Consider the following 22,992-nt stretch of genomic DNA (forward strand, 5'->3'; position numbering starts at 1 on the left):
TCGTTCACTCCGCCGGTTCCGGCACCTGGTCCTGCGACGTTGTCGATGTCGCCTCCGGAGCCAGCAGCGCGCAGATCTCATCGAGAAAATCGGCATCCCTGAGGATCGTAAAATGGTCGTCCCCAACAATGCCGCGGTCAACGGCGTTCGGGAGCTGCGCCTCCAGCCGATCACGCTGCGCAAGACGGCCTGACGTCCACCAGCACAATGGCGCGGCCGCGAGACGGTGCGGCGGTGCTGCGTTTTGGGTCAGGGTTTTCAGATGCCGCCCGACAGCGAAGGCGCTGGACAGGTCGTCGACGCCGAGCAGTGTGTCGTCCGGCAATGGTCCCTGCACCGCTTCCAGTACCTGTGCGGCCAGACGCCGGACGTTTTCGGACGTCTCCGGCATGCCGGCGCGTTTCGCCGCTTCCACATGCGGACGGATGCGGCCCGATGCAGCGTTCGGAACAACGGCCGACAGTAATCCCGCGAGATCATCGGCCCAGTGGTCAACGGTATCCTGCCGATCCGATCCGCCGTGTGTCCGCAGCACGAAGCTGTCGACCAAGGCAAGACGAACCACACGCTCACCGCTTCGTTCGAGTTCGGCCGCAACGAGCGTGACGAGAAGTCCTCCCAGCGACCAACCGATCAGGCTGTACGGACCGCGGGGCTGCACCTGCCTGATCTCGCGCGCATAATCCGCCGCCATCGCCTCGAGCGACCGGTCGCTCCACGAACTGTCGACAAGCATCCGCGATTGCAGCCCGATCACCTGCCGGCGTCCCTGGAGGCGCCGCGCCAGCGGTCCATAATCGAAGACGGTACCGAAACCGCCATGCACGCAGAACACCGGCTGCGTTCCAGAAACCGCAACGTTCAGTGGCAGCAACGCCGACGGCGCTGCTGCAGCGGCGGCACTGGTATCAGCCAGCAGCGCATGGATCGTCGGTTTTTGCAGGAGATCGCGAAGCTTGATCTCGATGCCAAAACTCTTGTCCTGACGGAGCCGGGCAACGACCTTGAGACTAAGGATCGAGTTGCCGCCAAGTTCGAAGAAATTGTCGGTGACGCCGACTTGCGGCAGCTTGAGTATATCGGCCCACAGACGGGCCATCGCGGTTTCCACCGCCCCCTGCGGGGCAACGAAGCTTCGCGCCGCGGTGTCGGGCGCCGGCAGCGCGCGCCGGTCGATCTTTCCGCTCGACATGACCGGCAGGCGGTCCAGCACCATGATCCGTGCCGGCACCATGTAGACCGGCAATGTCCGCCTCAGGAATTCGGTCAATCTGTCGACCAGCGCTTCGGCAGGCGCTCCCGACGCGTCCTTTGCCGCCTTCGGCGCGACATAGGCAACGAGCTGGCTTCCGGCAGCGCCCGGCAGCGCCACCACCGCCGCCTGCTCGATCTCCTCGTGACGAAGAAGCGAGGTCTGGATCTCGCCAAGCTCGATCCGGAAGCCGTTGATCTTGACCTGGTCGTCGCTGCGGCCGAGATACTCGATGGTGCCGTCCTCACACCATCGCGCCAGGTCGCCGGTGCGGTACAGCCGGGCGCCGGGCGCCGCTGCGAACGGGTCGGGCACGAAACGCTCGGCCGTCATGCCCGCTTTGCCGTGATAACCACGCGCCAGCCCAAGGCCTCCGAGATAGAGCTCTCCTGCGACGCCGGCGGGAATGATATTGAGCGAGCCATCGAGAATGTAGGCGCTGCGATCACCGACCGGCAGACCGATCGGCACGTAGGGCGTATCGCATTCGGCGTCGCCATCAACCTTCCAGACCAGCGGCGTGACCACGGTTTCGGTCGGACCGTAACCGTTGATCAGGATGCGCGGTTTCAGGACGCGCTTGACCTTGTCGAAACCCGCCTTCGGCATCGCCTCGCCGCCGAAGGAATACAGTTTGACCGGGGGCGGGTTGGCCGCCTGCTCGACCCACTCCGCGACCTGCTGAAGGTAGGCGGGCGGCAGGCCGATATGGCTGACGCCATGGGCGTGCAAAGCTTCGACGGTTTGCTCCGGCGTCCACAACTCCGCGTCACGCATCAGGAGCCGCGCGCCGTGCGACAGCACCGTCAACCAGCGCTCATGCGCGCCGTCGAAAGCCAGCGACAGGAAATGCAATTCGCACGAGTCCTCGTCGATCTCGTAGAGGCTTCCCGTGACGTGACAGTGCATCGCGAGCGGCCCGTGGGCAACCGCCACACCTTTTGGTGTTCCGGTCGAACCGGAGGTGTAGATCAGATAAGCGAGGTTTTCGGAGCTCAAATCCGGTTGCGGCGCATGGTCCGGACCCGCACCGAAATCGAATGTGGAAAGAGAAATCCTTTCGACATCGTCCAGGTCCTCTTCGAGCTGCCCCGTCAGCAGGAACGAAATCCCGGCATCGCGCATCACAAACCTGCGGCGCTCGGGCGGGAGCTCCGGATCGAGCGGAACGTACGCGCCGCCCGCCTTGAGGACGGCGAGCAGCGCGACCATCGTGGCTTCGGTTCGTTCGACCACGACGCCGACGCGCTGCTCGGGCTTGAGCCCGCGGCCAATCAGGTGATGGGCAAGACGATTGGCTTTGGTGTCGAGCGCTCCGAACGAGAGCACCTTGCCGCCGATGGTAAGAGCGGTTCGTTCCGGGTGACGCCTCGCATGTGCGCTGATCGCCTCATGCACCAGCGGCAACGCGACGGCAGACACCGCGTGGCGATTGCAGTTGTCGGCAAGACCGGCATCGACCGTCGTGACCGGATCGATGCTGCCGAGCAGCACCGACGCGTCCCGCGTCAGCGCCGCCAGCAGATGCTCGAACTGCAGCCTGAGCTGCTCGGCCTGCGCTGCCGTAAAATGGCTCGGCATATAGGTGTATTCGACCTGAAGCGTTTCCTCGACGAGCACCGACAGGTCCATCGGATAGTTCGTCACGTCGACATTCTTCAGGCCACCGAACTGCAGCGAGCCATCCCCCTTCTGCAGCATGCCGCGTTCAATCGGATAGTTCTCGAATACGATGATGCTGTCGAACATCGTCTGACCGCCGCGTCCGGCCCAGCTCTGAATGTCGTAGAGCGGCGTGTGCTCGAAATCCCTGATCGCGAGGTTACGATCCTGAAGCGCCCGCAACCATTCTCCGACCGTGCTTGCGTGCGACGGCGATTCGATCACGGGCAACGTGTTGATGAAGAGACCGAGCATCTGCTGCGATCCATCGAGGCCGGCCGGGCGACCGGCGACGGTGACGCCGAAAGTCACGGTCTGCTGACCCGTATAACGCTGCAGCAACAAGGCCCACACACCCTGGACAATGGTATTAAGCGTGATCCGCTCACGGCGAGCAAACGCCTTCAACTGCGCGGTCGCCGTCGCGCCGAGCCGCGTGTAACAGCGCGCGTGGCCGGAAGCCGGATGACGGCGAGAACCGAAGGCATCGGCGAGTTGCGTCGGCTCGTCAAAGGACTTGAGTTGTTCGCGCCAGAAGCCTTCGGCCGCTTGCGCGTCCTGCGCCACCAGCCACGCGATATAGTCGCGGTAATGCGTCGGGTTCGCCGCGGGCGACCCGCCGTAATAGCGCTCCAGCACCTCGCCGACAAAGCGCGCCGAGCTCCAGCCGTCCATCAGGATGTGATGATAGGTCCAGATCAAGCGATAGAAGTCGTCCTCGAGGCGCAGCAGCCGGACCCTTTGCAGGGGCGGCGCCGAGAGGTCAAATTCGGCAGCACGCTCGCCGGCCAGAGCCGCCGCAATGCGTTCGTCGGTAACGATTTGCCCGCGCCAGTCTTCCTGTTCGAACGGCGCGGCGGCGTCGCGATAGACGGCTTGCAGCGGCGATCCGGATAGCTCGCGCCACAGGAATCCGGTCCGAAGCATCGGATGACGCGCGGTCACCTCGCGCCATGCAGACCGGAAGCGTTCGGAGTCGAGCCCACGGATTTCAACACTGACCTGATTGACGTAAACGCCACTGCCGGCGTCGCGCAGGCTGTGGAACAGCATGCCCTGCTGCATCGGCGATAACGGGTAGGTGTCCTCGATCCGGCTCCAGTCGAGACCGAGCTTTTCGAGCTGTTCGCTGGTCAGGCCCGAGAGTGAGCCCCGCACCGGCGCCGGCGCTTCCATTGGTGGCCGGACTTGCCGGGAGACCGCTGCAAGCGTTTCGATCGTTTGATGCTGAAAGCAGTCCCGCGGCTCAATCAAGACGCCTTCGCGGCGTGCGCGGCTGACCATTTGCAGGGAAATGATCGAGTCCCCGCCGAGCTCAAAGAAGTTGTCTGTCACACCGATGTTGGGTTGGCGCAGCAGATCGGCCCAGATCGCGGCCAGCGTCGCCTCGGTTGGCGTGCGCGGCGCCACATGCTCGGCGGTGGCGAGCTGATCCGGCGCCGGCAGCGCCTTGCGGTCGATCTTGCCGTTCGGCGTCAGCGGCAATCGATCCAGTACCACAATCCGCGCCGGGACCATGTAATCCGGCAGCACCGATGACAGCGCGGTCTTGAGCGTCGATCCGTCCAGCGACGCCCCGCCGCTAACATAGCCTACGAGCTGGCGACCCGCGCCAGCCTCACGCGCCACCACCACGGCTGAGCGCACGGCGGCCTGCTCCATCAGCCGCGCCTCGATCTCGCCGAGCTCGACCCGGAAACCGCGGATTTTTACCTGGTGATCGGAGCGGCCGATATATTCAATCACGCCGTCGGCGCGCCACCGCGCCACGTCGCCGGTGCGGTACAGCCGTGCACCGGCAGGGCCAAACGGATCGGGAATAAAACGTTCCGCCGTCAGCGCGCCGCGCTGCCAGTAGCCCCGCGCAAGACCCTCGCCGCCGATATAGAGTTCGCCGGCAACCCCGACCGGCGCAAGGTTGAGATCGTTGTCCAGGATGCGCAGCGTGGTGTTGCCGATCGGTCCGCCCAGCATCGGACGGTCGTCCTGCGCATCGAGGCGGTGGCGGGCCGACCACACCGTCGTCTCGGTCGGACCGTACAGGTTCCAGACCTCGCCGGCCTGCGCCACCAGCCTTCGCGAAAGATCCGGCGGCAGCGCCTCGCCGCCGCACAGCACGCGGCAGCTTTTCGGAAGCTGTGGCCCGTCATGATCGAGCAGCATGCGCCAGGTCGACGGCGTCGCCTGAATCATCGTCACGCCTTGGGCTGTCACCAGCGCCTTCAGTTGACCCGGATCATGCGCGGCGGCACGATCCGCCAGCACCACGCGCGCCCCCAGCGTGAGCGGCAGCCATAGTTCCAGCACCGCTATGTCGAACGACAGCGAGGTCAGGCCGAGCACGCGGTCCTGCGGCGTCATTCCCGGCTGTTCCGCCATCGTCGCCAGAAAGTTCGTCACCGCATCGTGGCGGACCATCACGCCCTTGGGCAGGCCGGTCGAGCCTGAGGTGTAGATCACATAGGCCAGGCTCTCAGGGTGGACAGCGATATCGAGATTGCCGGCATCACGGTCCCCGCCTCTATCCTCCTCGTCGAGCAGCCACGCCTCGGCGCCGGTCTCCTTCAGCACTGGCGAAAACTGATCCAGCAACGACGTCTGCGTCAGCACCAGTCCTGCGCCGCTGTCGCGCAGCATGTGCGAAAGCCGCCCCGGCGGGTAATCCGGATCGAGCGGCAGATACGCCCCGCCGGCCTTCAGCACCGCCAGCAACGCTACCATCATTGCGACGCCGCGCTCCAGCGCCAGACCGACCACCACGTCCGTCCCGACACCGTAACCCCGCAACCCCCGCGCCAGCCTGTTGGCCCGCTTGTTCAGCTCGCCATAGCTCAGCTCCTCATCGCCAAACACCAGCGCGATCGAAGCCGGGGACCGGCGAACCTGCTCTTCGAACTGCGCGACAATTCCCCGGCGTGGTCGATCACGACGGGTACTGTTCATGCGCAAAAGCAGCGCCTCATCCGCAGGATCGTTCGCCGCGATCATGCCGGACGGTCGATCCGCATCGGCGCTCAACGCCTCCAGTAACCGCACGAAGGCGGCCTGCAGCCGCGCCACCTGGGCCTCATCAAAATGCTTGCGCTGATAGTTGAGCACCAGCCGCAGCCGCTCGTCGAGACCGACGCTCGCGAACAGCGGATAGTTGCTGGTCTCGGTGATCCTTGTCTCGCCGACACGGACGCGCTGGTTCTTCTCCTTCAGCGCGCTGTCGACCGGATAATTCTCGAACACCAGGATGCTGTCGAACAGCGGCCGTCCGGGTCGTCCCGCCAGGCGCTGGATTTCATAGAGCGGCGTCCAGCCGAATTCGCGCATGGTCAGATTGCGATCCTGCAGCTCGCGCAACCATGCGCCGACTTTCTGCTGCGGAGCGACGCTGTCGACGACCGGCAAGGTGTTGATGAACAGGCCCACCATGTCCTCGGAGCCTGCCAGTTCCGACGGCCGGCCCGACACGGTGACGCCGAAGCAGACCGTGCCCTGCCCGGTATGCTGGCGCAGCAATTGCGCCCATGCCGCCTGCACCAAAGTGTTCAGCGTCACGCGCTCGCGCGCCGCGAATTGCTGCAGCCGCCCGGTCAGCGCGACGTCCATTTCCAGCGCCAGCGCACCGTGACCCGTTGCTTCTCCGCTCGACCGCTCCGCCGAGCCATCCGAGAGGAAGCCCGCCTCGCCCCGCTCCGCCATCGCGTTCCGCCAGAAGATGGCTGCGGCGTCACGATCCCTGCTCTGCAGCCAGCCGATGTAATCCCGATAGCGGCGCTGCAAGGCAGGCAACCGGCCGTCGCCGCTATACTTCAACACTTCGGCGATCAGTCGCGCCGAACTCCATCCGTCGAGCAGGATGTGATGATGGGTCCAGATCAGCCAGTGACGGTCTTCGCCAAGACGGATCAGCCGGACCCGCTGCAACGGCGGCCGCGACAGGTCAAAGCCTTCGAGGCGTTCCTGGCACGAGACGTCCGTCAGGGCTGCATCCAGTGCGGATGGCTCCAGCACCGCAAGGCGCGCGCGCCAATCCTCCTCGATGAACGGCACCTCGGCGTGGCGATAGACCACCTGTTGCGCCGAACCCGACAGGTCACGCCAGACAAACCCGGTGCGCAGCACCGCATGGCGGTCGCTGACCGCCTGCCAGGCCAGACGAAGCTTGCCGGCATCAAGGCCGTGTATCTCGGCAGCGACCTGGTTGACATAAAGCCCGCTCTCGCCGTCGTGCATCGCATGGAACAGCATGCCCTGCTGCATCGGCGACAACGGATAGACATCCTCGATCTGGCGCCAGTCGAGCTCGAGCCGGTCGAGATCGGTCTGGCTGAGCCCGGACAACGCCACATCGGACGGCGTGATTCCGCAAACACCACTCGAGCAGTGATCGACCAGTTCCCGCAGCGCCGCGTTATACAACACGGCCAGCCGTTCGACCGTCTCGCGCCGATAGCGCTTGCGGCCGAAGCCGAATGACAGCCGCAACTGGCCCTCGCGCACCGTGCCGTTGACGCTGAGCCAGCGCCGCAGAGGGCTCGATGCACTCCGCGAGGAGCCCGCGCTTTCCGGCGCCATGGCGAACGCCTCTCCGGCGCCGCCGTCGATCTGGCCAAGATAATTGAACGTGATCTTCGGCTCGATCGCTCTCGACAGGGCCATGCGTTGCTCTTCCGAGCCGAGATAGCGCAACACGCCGTAGCCCAGCCCGCGGCCGGGAATGGCGCGAAGTTCTTCTTTTACGGTCTTGATCAACGACGACGGATCCTGCGAGCCGCCGGCCAGACGCACAGGAAACGCGGTCGTAAACCAGCCGACCGTGCGCGAGATATCGATATCGCCGAACAAATCCTCGCGGCCGTGACCTTCCAGCTCCACCAGGACATCGTCCTGACCGCTCCATCGCCAAACGGCGCGCGCAAGGCCGGCGAGGAGAAGGTCGTTTACTTGCGTGCGATAGGCGGAAGGCGCGTCCGTCAGCAGGCGTTGCGTCAGTTCAGCCTCGAACGACAGCGAGATTTCATCGGCGTCGGCGATGGTGTCGACACCGCCATGATCGTCGTCGCACGGAAAATCCGTAACTCCGCTGCGCTCCACCCAATAGGGCAGTTCTGCCGCGAGCTCGGACGACGCTGCGTAAGCATCGAGCCGGGCCCCCCACAGGGAATAGGCATGGCTCTTCGGCGGAAGCGCAACCGCGTTGCCTTGCGTCAACTGGCTGTACGCCGCCGCGACGTCTTCCAGCAGCACCCGCCACGACACGCCGTCGACCACGAGATGATGAATCGCGATCAGCAAACGTTGGCTGCCGTCGGCAACATCGATCCCGACCGCACGCAGCAGCGGACCATTGGCCAGCGACAGGCTCGCCTGCGCCGACGATGCAAGAGCCGTGACGGCTTCGCCATCAACAGCGCTTCGGACCCACAACAACTCAGCCATGTCAGGCGCAGCGCGGTGCTCCGCGCGCCACACGCCGTCCCTCGCTTCGAAGCGAAGCCGCAACGCGTCGTGATGGGCCAGCACGGCCGCTATCGCGCGTCCCATGACCTGCCAATCAACCCGGTCTTTTGGCCGTAACAGCACCGCCTGGTTCCAGTGATCGCGTTCTCCAACATCCTCTGCAAAGAACCGCATCTGGATCGGCAGCAATGGATGTGCGCCGACAATCAACCCTTGCTCGGCCCGCGTCTCGCTCAGTTGCTCGGCACGTGCCGCATACGCCAGGGCTTCCAGCGTCTGATGCTGAAACACATCGCGCGGTTCGATCAGGTAACCGGCGCGTCGGGCCCGGCTCACCATCTGCAGCGAGATGATCGAATCGCCGCCGAGTTCGAAGAAATTGTCGGATAGGCCCACAACAGGCCGGCCGAGCAGTTCGGCCCAGATCGCCGCGAGCGCCATTTCCGCCTGGATACGCGGCGCCTGGTGCTCCGAGCCGGTGCCGATCGTATCCGGTTCCGGGAGCGCACGGCGGTTGACCTTGCCGTTCGGCGCCAGCGGCAGCCGATCCAGCGTCAGGATTCGCGATGGCACCATGTAGTCAGGCAGCACGGACGACAGCGCCGCGCGCAAAACCGTCCCGTCAAGTTCGTCCGCCCCGCAAACATAGCCGAAGAGCTGACGCCCCAGTCCCACCTCGCGCGCAACCACCACCGCGGAACGTACGCCGGGCTGCTCCAGCAGCCGCGCTTCGATTTCTCCAAGCTCGATGCGGAAGCCGCGGATCTTGATCTGGTGGTCGGATCGCCCGACATACTCGACGGCACCGTCCGGGCGCCAGCGCGCCAGATCCCCCGTCCGGTACAGCCGCTCACCGGGACCGCCGAACGGATCCGGGATGAACCGCTCCGCCGTCAGGCCCTGGCGCTGCCAATAGCCGCGCGCCAGCCCGACGCCGCCGATGAACAACTCGCCCGTCACCCCGGCCGAAACCAGATTCAGCCCGGCGTCAAGGATGCGAATGGCCGTGCCCGGAATCGGTCGTCCGATCGGCACGCGTGCAGAGCCATCGTCACGGCAATTCCAGAACGTCGCGTTGATCAGGGCCTCGGTCGGACCATAGCGGTTGTCGAAGCGAACCCTGGGGAAGGCCGCGAGCACGCGCGCCTTCAACTCCGCCGACAAGGCTTCACCACCGGCAAACAGCCGCTTGAGTGTCACGCAGCGTTGCACCTCCGGCTCTGCGATAAAATGCTCGAGCATCGGCGGTACGAAATGCAGCGTGGTTACATCGTGGGCAACCACTGCGTTGATGAGAAGCCGCGGTTCGCGATGCGCACCCGGCGCGGCGATCGCAAGGCGAGCGCCAACGGTGAGCGGCCACAAGATTTCCCACACCGAGACGTCGAAGCTGAACGGCGTTTTCTGCAGCAGGGTTTCGTTGGCAACGAGGCGATACTCCGCCTGCATCCAGCCGAGCCGTGCGGCCAGCGCGCCATGCGAGCAGGCAACGCCCTTTGGCATGCCCGTCGATCCCGACGTGTACATCACATAGGCGAGACCGGCTGGATCAAGCGCAATGTCGAGATTGCCCTGCTCCGCTGCCCCGGCCTTATTCTCGGCGTCGATCGTCCATGCCTCCGCGGTCGCTTCGGCAATCACGGGCGCGAGGCGTTCAAGCAGCCGGCTTTGAGTCAGCACCAGCCTGGCGCCACTGTCCCGCAGCATATGCAGCAGCCGGTCAACCGGATAATCCGGGTCGAGCGGCAAATAGGCTGCACCCGCCTTCAGCGCCGCGAGAACGCCGACGATCAGCTCGACGCTGCGCTCCAGCGCGACACCGACCAGTTGGTCGCGACCGATACCGCGGTCCCGCAATTGTCGCGCCAGACGATTGGCGCGAGCGTTCAACTCGCCATAGCTGACCAGTTGATCGCCGAACATCAATGCGATCGAGGACGGCAAAGCAGCCGCGCACGCCTCGATCCGGCTGACGATCCCGCCGCCAAAATCCAGACTCTTGTCCAGCTCGATTGCGCCTTCACCCCAGGCCAGCACTTGCCGGGCCTCATCGGCATCGAGCCCGGTGAGTTCGCTAAGCGGTGCCGCGGCATCCGTCACGATCTGCGCGAGCAGGCGCGACAAACAGGCTTGCAAATATCTTATCTGGCCTTGGTCGAACCGGCCGCGGTCATACCGGAAACCGAGATTAATGCCGTCGGTCTTGGCGAATACCGCGACCGTAAGCGCATAATTGGTGATCGAGACCTGCTCGACCCGACCGAAGCGGGAGCCGCTTTCATTCTCGCCGCGCAGGGCCTCATCGATCGGATAGTTCTCGAACACCAGGATGCTGTCGAACAGCGGCCGGCCGGATCGTCCCGCCAGACGCTGAATCTCGTAGAGCGGCATCCAGCCATGGTCGCGCAAGTCAATGTTGCGCTCCTGCAGGTCGCGAAGCCAAGAACCGATTTCGGCTTGCGGATGTGCCTGATCGACCACCGGCAGAGTGTTGATGAACAGGCCGACCATGTCTTCGGACCCGGCGATCTCCGCAGGCCTGCCCGACACGGTCGCTCCGAAACACACAACGCGCTGCCCGGTATGACGCCGCAACAGATGCGCCCAGGCGCCCTGCAGGAGCGTGTTCAGCGTCACGCGCTCGCGCCTGGCAAACGCCTGCAATCCTGCGGTCAGATCAGCGGTGAGAAACAGTTCCAGCGAACCGTGGCCGGATGCGCCTGTGCTCGAAGGCCCCCCCAGCACATCCGCCAGGAAGGTCGGCTCGTCCAGCTCGGCCAAGGCGGTACGCCAAAACGCCGCCGACGCGTCACGATTTTGCCTTTGCAGCCAGCCGATATAGTCGCGATACCGTCCGCGCACCGCAGGCAATCGGCTGCCGCGTTCGTGCTGCAGTATCTCGGCCACCAGCCGCGCCGAGCTCCAGCCGTCGAGCAGAATGTGGTGATGCGTCCAAATCAGCCAGTGGCGGTCTTCCCCTAGTCTGATCAGCCGCACCCGCTGCAGGGGCGCATGCGATAGATCGAAACCCTTGATACGCTCGGTTTGCGACGCCTGTGCCAGCGCGGCCTCGAGTTCGCTGTGGTTCATGCTGGACGTCTGCTCGCGCCAGTCTTCTTCGACGAACGGCAACGTCACATGACGATACACCACCTGCTGCGCCGCGCCCGACAGTTCGCGCCAGGCGAAGCCGGTCCGCAGCACCGCATGCCGGGCGCTCACTTCCTGCCAGGCCGCTCGCAGCCTACCGGAATCGATGCCGCGGATTTCCAGGCCGACCTGGTTGACATAGTTTCCGCTTTCGCCATCGCGCAACGCATGGAACAGCATGCCCTGCTGCATCGGCGACAGCGGATAGATGTCCTCGATCTCTCGGCAATCGATCGTCGCACTGAGAATGTCGAGATCAACCTGGCTCAAACCGGAGAGTTCGACGTCCGACGGCGTAATCCCGCGCGCGCCCCCGGTGCAATGGTCCACCAGCTCACGCAAGGCTGCCGCATAGTGCTCTGCGAGGCGTTCCACCGTCGCACGCTGGTAGCGCTTGCGACCGAAACTGAACGACAGCCGCAACAGGCCATCCCGCACCTGGCCGTTGATGCTCAGCCAGCGGCCGAGAGGCGCGCTCGCACTGCGTGCGGCGCCGGCGCTCTCGGGCGCAACCTTGAACGACGCTCCCTCACCCAGGCTCGCATCGAACTGGCCGAGGTAATTGAAAACGATACGCGGCTCGGGGATTGCGGAAAGCGCGTGGCGCTGCGCTTCGGTGCCGAGATAGCGCAGAATGCCGTAGCCCAGCCCGCGCGCGGGGATCGCCCGCAGCTCTTCCTTAACGGCCTTGATGATCAGCGCAGCGTCGTCGTCCGAACCTCTAGGCAGGCGAACAGGGAACGCCGTGGTGAACCAGCCCACCGTACGTGAAATCTCTGTGCCCGCGAAAATATCTTCCCGGCCATGGCCTTCGAGTTCGACAAGAACATCGTCAATCCCGCTCCAGCACGATACCGCGCGCGCCAACGCCGCCAGCAGCAGATCGTTGACCTGGGTGCGGTAGGCCGACGGCGCCTCCTTGAGTAGCCGCGTCGTCAGGCCCGCGTCGAATGTCAGCGAGATTTCCTCGCCCTCGGCAACCCGATCGACGTCGCCGTGATCGTTGTCGCAGGGCAGATCGGCGTTGGGCTTGCGTTCGATCCAATACGGCAGCTCGGCAGCCAGCTCGGCGCTGTCTGCATGTGCTTTCAAGCGTGCGGCCCAGGACAAATAGGATTGGCTCTTTGGCGCCAATGCAACCGAGGCCGCGCCCTGTGCCATCTGGCCGTAAACTGATGCGACGTCTTCCAGCAGGACCCGCCACGACACGCCATCGATGACGAGATGATGCACCGATATCAGCAGCCGCTGGCTGCCGTCGGCAAGGTCCATTCCGACCACGCGCAACAGCGGTCCTTGCAATGACAGGCTCGCCTGAGCCGCTGACGCCAGCGCCGTCACCTCGGCCGCATCGCGTATGCCGCTCCGAATCCAGAATAGTTCCGAGGCTGGAGGCGCGGTATCATAGGCGGCCCGCCAGACATCGTCGATCTCTTCGAAGCGAAGGCGCAGCGCATCGTGATGGGCCACGATAGCGGCGACCGTGCGCTCCACGACCGCCCAATCCAGCCGCGACTGCGGCATCAGCAATACGGCTTGGTTCCAGTGATGACGTTCGCCGGCATCCTCGCCGAAGAACCGAGCTTGAATAGGCAACAGCGGTTGCTCGCTGCCCGCCAGATCCTTCTCGGGTTCGGTGGCCGGCATGGTCTGTTCCGTGCGCGCCGCCAACGCCAGTTCCTGCAATGTCTGGTGCCGGAAAACATCACGCGGCTCGATCAGCAGGCCGGCCTGCCGGGCGCGACCTACCATCTGCAGCGAGATGATCGAATCGCCGCCAAGTTCGAAGAAGTTGTCGTCGACGCCAATCAGGGGCTGGCCAAGGAGCTCCGCCCAGATCGCGGCAAGCGTCGTCTCCGTCGCGGTGCGCGGCGCGACGTGTGCGGCGGCGGCGTGCATTTCGGGGGCCGGCAAGGCCTCACGATCCACCTTGCCATGCGTGGTGAGCGGCAGACTTTCAAGTCTGATGATGCGAGCCGGCACCATGTAGTCCGGCAGCCCGTCCGAGAGTGCGCTGAGGATTGTCGTCTCGTCGGACGCGCCTTCACCACAGACATAACCGACCAGTTGCTGGCTTGCGCCGGCGTCGCGGGCAACAACGACGGCCGATTGCACGCCGGGCTGACGCATCAGCCACGCCTCGATTTCGCCGAGCTCAATCCGGAAACCGCGGATCTTGACCTGATGATCGGAGCGACCGAGATATTCGATCACGCCATCCGCGCGCCACCGCGCCAGATCGCCGGTGCGGTACAGCCGCATGCCCGGCGCGCCAAACGGATCGGGGATGAACCGCTCCGCCGTCAGCGCGCCGCGCCGCCAGTAGCCCCGCGCCAACCCTTCGCCGCCGATGAACAGTTCGCCGGTCACGCCGACCGGTACAATGTTCAGATCGGCATCGAGGACATAGGCCGACCGTCGGCCGACCGGGCGACCGATAGGCGCATAATTGCCCTCAATCTGTTCGCTGGCATCGACCTTCCACACCAGCGGCGTTATGACGGTTTCCGTCGGGCCGTAACCATTGATCAACGTCCTCGGCTTGAGCGCGCGCTTGACCTTGTCGAAGCCAGCTTTCGGCATCGCCTCGCCGCCGAAGGAATAGAGCGAGACCGGCGGTGGATCGCCGCGCCACTCAGCAAATTCGGCGAGCTGCTGCAGGTAAGCCGGTGGAAAGCCGGCGTTGGTGACGCGCTGCGTGCGCATGACGTCGAGCGTCTGCTCGGCTGACCATAGATTCTCGTCTCGCATCACCAGCGTGGCGCCGCAGGTCAGCGCGGTCCAGAGCCGTTCATGCGCACCGTCGAACGTGAAGGACAGGAAATGCAGTTCGCGGGAATGCCGGTCCATGTCGTAGAGCCCGGCGGTCAGCTCGCAATGCATCGCGAATGGCCCATGCTCGACCGCGACGCCCTTCGGCATTCCGGTCGAACCCGACGTATAGATCACATAGGCGAGGCTTTGCGCTGCCACGTCGATCGCAGGATCGCTCTCCAGATTCTGGTCAGGATCGTCGGCGTCAAGCAGCACAACTTCGACCCCGGATGGTTGCGAGGTCAGCACCCCGGCCGCATCCGTCAGCACAAAACGCACGCCGGCGTCGCGCATAGTGGCGAGCTGCCGCTTGACCGGGTGGTCGGGATCGAGCGGCAGATAGGCGGCGCCCGTCTTCAGCACGGCCAGCAGCGCCACGACGAGAGATGGCGAACGTTGCGCCGACAGGCCGACCAGATCGGAACCGACGACACCAAGACGGATCAGGCGGTGCGCAAGGCGGTTGGCGCGACGGTTGAGCTCGTCATACGGGATGACGTCGTCGCCAAAGACAAGCGCTGGCGCATCAGGTGTTTGCGCGGCGAAGCGGGCCACCGTCTGATGCACCGGTGTGAACGGGGGCGCCGAACCGGCATCTGCTCCGTTCCAACTCCTGATTTGAGTCAGCTCCTGCTCGCAAAGCAGCGCGATTCTGGCGATGCACTGAGAAGGTTTCTGAGCCATCGTCTCGAGGAGCGTGGTCCAATGCGCCGCAAGGCGTTCGATCGTCGCCGCTTCGAACAGAGCCGTCGCATAGGTGAAGATCGCCCGTATCTCCCCTGACGGCCCCTCCTCGCTATCGAGCGCCAGATCGAACTTGACGGTGTCGACATGGGGCTCGGTTTTCTCGATCTGCAGGCCGGTCAAGCCGAGCAAATTGTCCGATGCCCGGCGACGCTGGTGATTGTAGAGCACCTGGAAGAGAGTATTTTGGTTCAGGCTGCGCTTCGGCTGCAGCACCTCCAACAGCCGTTCGAACGGAAGATCCTGGTTCTCCTGGGCTTCGATCGTGGCTGCATGGACGGATACGATGAAGTCCGCGATTGTCGCGCGCCCATCGAGCTGCGTGCGCAGCACCTGGGTGTTGACGAACAGGCCGATCATCCCCCGGGTCTCGTCCCGGTGGCGATTGGCGACCGGCACGCCAACGCTGATGTCGGTTTGTCCAGTGTAACGATAGAGCAGCAGCTTGAAGCTCGCCAGCAGGACGGCGAACAGCGTCGTCTTTTGCGTACGCGCCAAAGCACGCAGGGCATCGGCGAGCGCCGGATCAAGCTCCATGCGAATTGCTGCCCCGGCGAGGTCGGGCTCCGCCGGCCGCGCCCGATCGATGGGAAGCTGCAGCACCGCAGGATGCTTGAGACGCGTCGTCCAGTAGTCGATCTGCCGGTCGCCGTCGACCGCGCTCATCCAGAGTCGTTGCCATTCGGCATAGTCGATATATTCAACATCGAGCTCCGGCAGCGCCGGCGCCCCGCCTCGCGCAACGGCCGCATACAGCTGCCAGAACTCGTCGACCAGCACCGCCATCGACCAGCCATCGGCGACGATATGGTGCAGGCTGACCACGACAAACCTGTCGTCTTCTTCCAGCGTCAGCACTACGACCCGCATGAGCGGGCCGGCCTCGAGATCGAAGGGTCGTGCGGCTTCCTCGCGCGCCAGCGGGTGAGCCTGCTGTTCGCGATCATGGCCATCCACCTTGACGTGCCTGATCTCGACCGGCTGCGGATCGAGCAGGATCTGCTCGGCTTCCCTGCCCTCCTGCCGAAACACCGTGCGAAGCGCGCTGTGCCTGATAACCAGCCTGTCGAAGGCCTGCTGCATCGCATGCACATCGAGTTTACCGCGCACCCGCACGGTCGCCGAGATGTTGTAGGCGGCGCTGTCCGGATCCATTCGCCACAGGAACCAGAGGCGCGACTGCGCAAAGGAAAGCGGTGCGCGCGTCCGTTGCTGGCGCGCAATCGGCAGCATGGCGAGGTTAACGCCCTTGGCTGCGAGCTGCGTCAGGAACGCATGCTGCTTGTTCGCATCCATGCGCATCAATCGCCGTGAGATGTCGGCAAGCTGCTGCTTCTGCGTGGTGGCGGGATCACTCATCGGAAAATTCGACTTCCTTCAACATGTCGAGCATCGCGGCGATGTCATCGCCGCGCTTGTCGACCTGAATCTCCGGGGCGAGGCCAGCCGCCATCGTCTCAACGGTCGTCATTTCAAACAGGCGGTTCAGCGGCAGATCATGGCCGAGATCGCGCTTGATGCGGCTGATGAGCTGGACGGCGGTGAGAGAATCCCCACCGAGCTCGAAGAAGTTGTCGGTCACGCCTATATTGGGCTGGCGCAGCAGATCGGCCCAGATCGCAGCCAGCGCCGCCTCGGTTGGCGTGCGCGGCGCGACATGCTCGGCAGTCGCAAGCTGGTCCGGCGCCGGCAGCGCCTTGCGGTCGATCTTGCCGTTCGGCGTCAGCGGCAGCCGGTCCAGCACCACGATGCGCGCCGGCACCATGTAATCCGGCAGCACCGATGACAGCGCGGTCTTGAGCGCTGAGCCATCCAGCGACGCCTCGCCGCTGACATAGGCCACCAACTGGCGGCCAGCGCCGACCTCGCGCGCCACCACAATGGCTGCGCGCACTGCGGCCTGTTCCATCAGCCGTGCCTCGATCTCGCCAAGCTCGATCCGGAAGCCGCGGATCTTCACCTGGTGATCCGAGCGGCCGATATATTCGATCACACCGTCGGATCGCCACCGCGCCACATCGCCGGTGCGGTACAGCCGTGCACCGGCAGGGCCAAACGGATCGGGAATAAAACGTTCCGCCGTCAGCGCGCCGCGCTGCCAATAGCCGCGCGCCAATCCCTCGCCGCCGATATAGAGTTCGCCGGCAACCCCGACCGGCGCGAGATTGAGATCATTATCCAGGATGTGCAGCGTGGTCTTGCCGATCGGACCGCCCAGCATCGGGCGGTCATCCTGCGCGTCGAGGCGATGGCGGGCTGACCACACGGTGGTCTCGGTCGGGCCGTACAGGTTCCAGAGCTCGCCGGCCTGCGTCACCAGCCGCCGCGAAAGGTCCGGCGGCAGCGCCTCGCCGCCGCACAGCACCCGGCAGCTTTGCGGAAGCGGTGGCCCATCGTGATCGAGCAGCATCCGCCAGGTCGACGGCGTCGCCTGAATCATCGTCACGCCTTGGGCTGTCACCAGCGCCTTCAGTTGACCCGGATCATGCGCGGCGGCGCGATCCGCCAGCACGACGCGGGCGCCCAGCGTGAGCGGCAACCACAATTCCAGCACCGCAATGTCGAACGACAGCGAGGTCAGGCCGAGCACGCGGTCCTGCGGCGTCATCCCCGGCTGTTCCGCCATCGTCGCCAAAAAATTCGTCACTGCGTCGTGGCGGACCATCACGCCCTTGGGCAGGCCGGTCGAACCCGACGTGTAGATCACATAGGCCAGACTCTCGGGGTGGATGGCGACGTCGAGATTACCAGCGCCATGATCCCCGCCTCTATCCGCCTCATCGAGCAGCCACGCTTCGGCGCCGGTCTCCTTCAGCACCGGGGCAAACTGCTCCAGCAGCGACGTCTGCGTCAGCACCAGTCCTGCGCCGCTGTCGCGCAGCATGTGGAAAAGCCGCTCCGCCGGATAATCCGGATCGAGCGGCAGATACGTCCCGCCGGCCTTCAGCACCGCCAGCAACGCCACCATCATCGCGACGCCGCGCTCCAGCGCCAGACCGACCACGACGTCCGTCCCGACGCCGTAATCCCGCAAGCCTCGAGCCAGTCTGTTGGCTCGCTGGTTCAGCTCGCCATAGCTCAGCGCCGCATCGCCAAACACCAGCGCGATCGAATCCGGGGACCGGCGCACCTGCTCTTCGAACTGGGCGTGAAGGCAACGGTCTCGCGGATACCCGGCGTCCGCCCGATTCCACGTATCGAGCAGGAGTTCGCGCTCCTCAGGCGGCAAAATGTCGAGTTGCCGGACGGGAAACTGCGGCCGTCGCTCCAGATTATCGGCCAGTTGCTCGAGCGCATGCTGCATCAACGCACAGACGCGTTCGGGCGACAGCGGATGGATCACTTGCGCCGTCAGACCCAGTGCCTGACCGTAATCCTCGACGGACAGCATCAAGGGATAGTTGGTGCGCTCTTCGCCGCCGAGCCACTCGATTCCGTCCACGCCCACGGCGGACTCACCCACGCATGAGTCGGCCGGCATGGCGTTATGGCGGTAGTTCAGGATCGAACTGAACAAGGGGGCCGGCGCCGCAACCTTGCTGCACCTTTGGGCAAGCGCCAGCGAGGCATGCTCATGCGCCATCAGTTCGGTGAGCCGGGCGTGCGCACGGCGAACGCTGTCTTCGACCGCGGTGCCATCGAGGTCGAGCCGCAGCGGCAATGTGTTGATGAATAATCCCATGGTGCGATCACCACCGGCGCCGGCATGCATGCGGCCAAACAACACCGTGCCGAACACGACGCGCTCGCGTCCGCTGCTCCGCGCCACCACCTGGCCCCAGGCGAGATGGCAGAGACTGGCTAGACTCACGCCCAGACGCCGCGCCTGAACCCGCAGCCGTCCGTTGAGCGATTGCGACAGCGTTCGCCGGGCTTCCGACACGCCACGGCCGTCGCCGTGCACCCTGTCCAAACCAAACGGCGTGGTCGGTTCATCGACATCTGACAGCATGCCGCGGAAAAAGCGCTCATGCCCGGCCGTCGCTTCCGCTCCCCGCGTCTGAGCCACGAGATTTCGGAACGGATACGGAGCCGGCAACTCATGACCACGCCCGGCCAATATCTGTCGAACTTCGTCATGCATCACTTCCAGCGTGGAATGATCGCCGATCAGGTGATGCAGCAGCACCAGCAGCAGCCAGCGATCCTTGCCGGGATCGCGGGCCACCGCAAAGCGCAACAGCGGCGCCTGGCCAAGATCGATCCTGCTCCGCCGCGGATCAAAACGCTGCGCAAGCTGTTCGTGCGCCGGGCTTTGGGAGTCCAGTTCGACCTCGGTGACAACAAGGAGAGCCTGTCGCCATACCACCTGCGCTGGCGTGGACAAGCCCTCCCATGCAATGGAGGTGCGGAGAATGTCGTGACGATCGATCACCTGCCGAACGGCTGCGAGATAGCGGTCGAGCAAATCGCGGTTTGCAAACGCCATCTGCCCGACCAGCAGATAAGGGTCGCCCTCCGCTGCCAGCAGATGGTGAAACAGTATGCCGTCCTGCAGCGGCGATAATCCGTAGATGTCCTGGATGTTGGCAACGCCACCGGGAACGTTCGCCGCGATGCGGTCGATGTCCGATTGCTCCAACGCGATCAGCGGCAACATGTCGGACGTGATCGCCGTCGCCTGCATCGGGATCACGTTGGCCGGCACGTCGGCCACGCCGCCGCCATCGAGGCTCGCGGCGAAATCAGCCAGCACCGGCCGGGCAAACAGCGTACGCACGTCCGCGCTGAGCGAATGCCGCTGCAACCGCTCCAGCATGCGGACTGCGAGCAGCGAGTGACCGCCGAGTTCAAAGAAATGATCGTTGCGCCCAATGCGCTCGACGCCAAGCAGTTCGGTCCAGGCCTTCGCAACGATTTCTTCGCGTTCGCCTAGCGGCGCTTCATAGTCGCGGCGCACGAAGGCATCGTCCTCGGGCGACGGCAATGCCTTTCGATCGATCTTGCCGTTCGGCGTGAGCGGCAACGCTTCCAAACGCACGAAAGCCGACGGCACCATGTATTCCGGCAAGCCGGCGCGGAGGTGGGCGCGCAGCGCAGCCGCCAATTCACCACCGTCATCATGCTGCGCTGCCGGCACCACATAGGCGACCAGCCGCTGGTCGCCGCCATGATCGTGGCGCGCCAGCACCACCGCATCAGCAACACCGGGGTGCCCGTTCAGCCGGAACTCGATCTCGCCTAATTCAATGCGGAAGCCACGGATCTTGACCTGATGGTCATTGCGGCCGAGGAACTCGATATTGCCGTCCGGCAAATAGCGCCCGAGATCGCCGGTGCGGTACATCCGCGCCTCTGCGTCACCGCTGAAGGGATCGAATACGAAGCGTTCCGCCGTCAGATCGGCGCGATTGAGATATCCGCGAGCGACCCCTGCTCCGCCGACATAAATCTCACCGATCGCCCCAAGCGGAACCGGCGCACCGAACCTATCCAGCAGGTAAACCTGCGTGTTCGGGAGCGGGCGACCGATCGGGATGACGCCGCCTTCGAAGTCCATCGGCCGCAACCAGGTTGTGGCGCAGACGGTTGTCTCCGTGGGACCGTAGCCGTTGAAAACGGCCACGCCCGAAGGAACGCCCTTGATCAGCTCGGCCCTGGGCAGTTCACCGGCGAGGACAAGCACCCGAAGTGATGCCAGACGATCAAGGTCCGTGCGCCCCTGCAGCAAGGCGGGCGGCAGGGTTGCGTGTGTAATGCCGTTGTGTGCCAGATAGTCCAGCAGTTCCGCCGCGTTGCGATGCTCTCGCGGGCCGAGCAGAAACAATTCGGCCCCGGAGCACAGGGCCATGACGACTTCCCAGGTGCTGGCGTCAAAGCTGAAGGAAGCGAACTGAACGACGCGGCTGCGCGCGGAAACTTCAAACAGCCCCCGTTGGGCCAGCGCCAGGTTCACCGCGCCGCGATGCTCGACCATCACGCCTTTGGGCGTGCCGGTAGAACCCGACGTATAGATAGTGTAGGCGAGATGACGCGATGTCAGGCCCACGACCTCCGGATTTGACTTCGCCAACCCGGCAATAACAGGCGCCCCCGCTTCCAGATCAACGATCTCGCACGCCGTTCCCGCGAGCGCCGCGCACCCGGCGTCGTCGCAAATCAACAGCTTTGGTTTTGCGTCATCGACGATCTCCCGCAGCCGTTCGGCGGGATAGGCGGGATCGAGCGGCAGATAGGCGCCGCCTGCCTTAAGTACGGCCAGCAGGCTGACGATCATCGCGATGCCGCGTTCGAGGCAGATCGCGACCGGCTGGTCCGGACCCACGCCCCGCCCGATCAGGTAACGCGCGAGCTGGTTGGCCCTCGCATCCAGTTCGCCATAACTTAGACGAATATCCTCGTGCACCAGCGCAGTCGCTTCAGGTGCCTTTCGGGCCTGCTCCGCAAACAGTTCATGGATACAATGTTCGGACGGGAACGGCGCAGCGGTCTGGTTCCAGCTCTTCAGAACGAGTTCGCGCTCACTGGCATCAGTCACATCGATCCGGTCGACGACCTGATCTGAATCGGCAACCATGGCTCGCAGTACGGCGAGAAGATAGTCGCGATGACGCTTGATGGTTGCTTCATCAAACAGGGCTGTCGCGTAATTCAGAGCCCCGATGATGCGGCCGCCGGCCTCGCCCAGGTTGAGCTCAAGATCGAACTTGACCTTGTTGAGCACCGTATCCGTGATTTCGGCTCTCAGGCCCGGCAGTTCAAACGCCGCCGACTCGTTGTTCTGCCAGGCGAACACGACTTGAAACACCGGGGCATGATCCAGACGCCGCGGCGGCTGGATGATCTCGACGAGTTGCTCGAACGGCAGATCCTGGTGATCCTGAGCCGCCAGCGCCGCACCGCGCACGCGGCTCAGTAGCTCCGCCACATCAGGCTCACCCGACAGATCGACGCGAAGCGCCAGCATGTTGACGAAGAAGCCGACCAGACCTTCGATTTCCCGCCGGTTGCGGTTGGCCGTCGGCGTACCGATCACGACATCGTTCTGACCCGATAGCCTCGACAGCACGGCCGCCCATGCCGCCAGCACTGTCATGAATACGGTCGCGCGATGAGACTGGCTTAGCCGCTTGATGCCATGCGCAAGTCCCGCGTCGATCTCGATCGGCAAGGACGCGCCGGCGATAGACTTGTTCGGTTGCCGCAGCCGATCGGTGGGCAGCTCGAGCAGCGCCGGAGCGCCCGCCAGCGCCTGCCGCCAGTGATCGACCTGCCGCTGCAATCGCTCACCCGCCAGCCACTGCCGTTGCCAGGCGGCATAGTCCGGATACTGAATCGGCAGCGCCGGCAGTGGATCGCCCTCGCCGGCCATGAAGGCGCGATACAAGGCGCCCAGCTCGCGCACGAGCACAGCAATGGACCAGCCGTCGGAAACGATATGATGCTGGGTCAGCAGGAACAGATATTCGCTCTCCGCGGTCCGGATGAGGCGACCGCGGATCAACGGCCCCTGGGAGAGATCGAAGGACGTATTCGCCTCATCGCGGCTCAGCCGCACAAGCACCTGCTCGCGCGCCGGATCGGCCCGTAAATCATGTACGAGCAAAGGCACGCCCTGGCCGGCAGGCAGCAGCTCGACGCTGGGCTGTCCGTCGACAACGCGAAAAATGCTTCGCAGGGATTCGTGACGCGCAAACAGCTGGTCCAGACTGCGACGCCAGGCGATGACGTCGAGATCGCCAACAAGGCGCAACGCGCCGCGAATGTGATAGTTGGTGCTGCTGCCCTCGAGCTGCGTCAGCAGCCAAAGCCGCTGTTGCGCAAAGGACAATGCCAAAGGCCCGTCGCGTGGCACCGCCGGTATCGCGACGGGTTCGCCCCTGTTGGCGTTCCGGCTCCGGTCCTTGGCCAACGCCAGGAGTTTTCTCAACCCTTCTGCATCCAGCTCCCGCAAATCGGGTTTCAATGAATCCGCCATT

At 64.6% G+C, this 22,992-nt stretch carries 2 protein-coding genes; both read right to left on the bottom strand.

All coding sequences use genetic code 11. From position 1 onward, the window contains the following. Positions 1-4: 4 nt before the first annotated feature. On the bottom strand, positions 5-16,432 hold the full coding sequence (locus JQ574_RS01145; RefSeq protein ID WP_212383182.1) for a non-ribosomal peptide synthase/polyketide synthase: 16,428 nt from the start codon (positions 16,430-16,432) through the stop codon (positions 5-7). Continuing rightward, positions 16,425-22,991 (bottom strand): non-ribosomal peptide synthetase, encoded by a 6,567-nt coding sequence (locus JQ574_RS01150; protein ID WP_212383186.1) that lies wholly within the window; start codon positions 22,989-22,991, stop codon positions 16,425-16,427. Before JQ574_RS01150 ends, JQ574_RS01145 begins: the two co-directional genes overlap by 8 nt. Between the last annotated feature and the right edge of the window lies 1 nt (position 22,992).

This window comes from Bradyrhizobium sp. AUGA SZCCT0158 (genome assembly GCF_018130065.1).
Classification (GTDB): domain Bacteria; phylum Pseudomonadota; class Alphaproteobacteria; order Rhizobiales; family Xanthobacteraceae; genus Bradyrhizobium.

Excerpts from the sequence above, each read along its gene's own strand:
- JQ574_RS01145 (WP_212383182.1), bottom strand. The coding sequence starts at position 16,432 with ATGAGTGATCCCGCCACCACGCAGAAGCAGCAGCTTGCCGACATCTCA.
- JQ574_RS01150 (WP_212383186.1), bottom strand. The coding sequence starts at position 22,991 with ATGGCGGATTCATTGAAACCCGATTTGCGGGAGCTGGATGCAGAAGGG.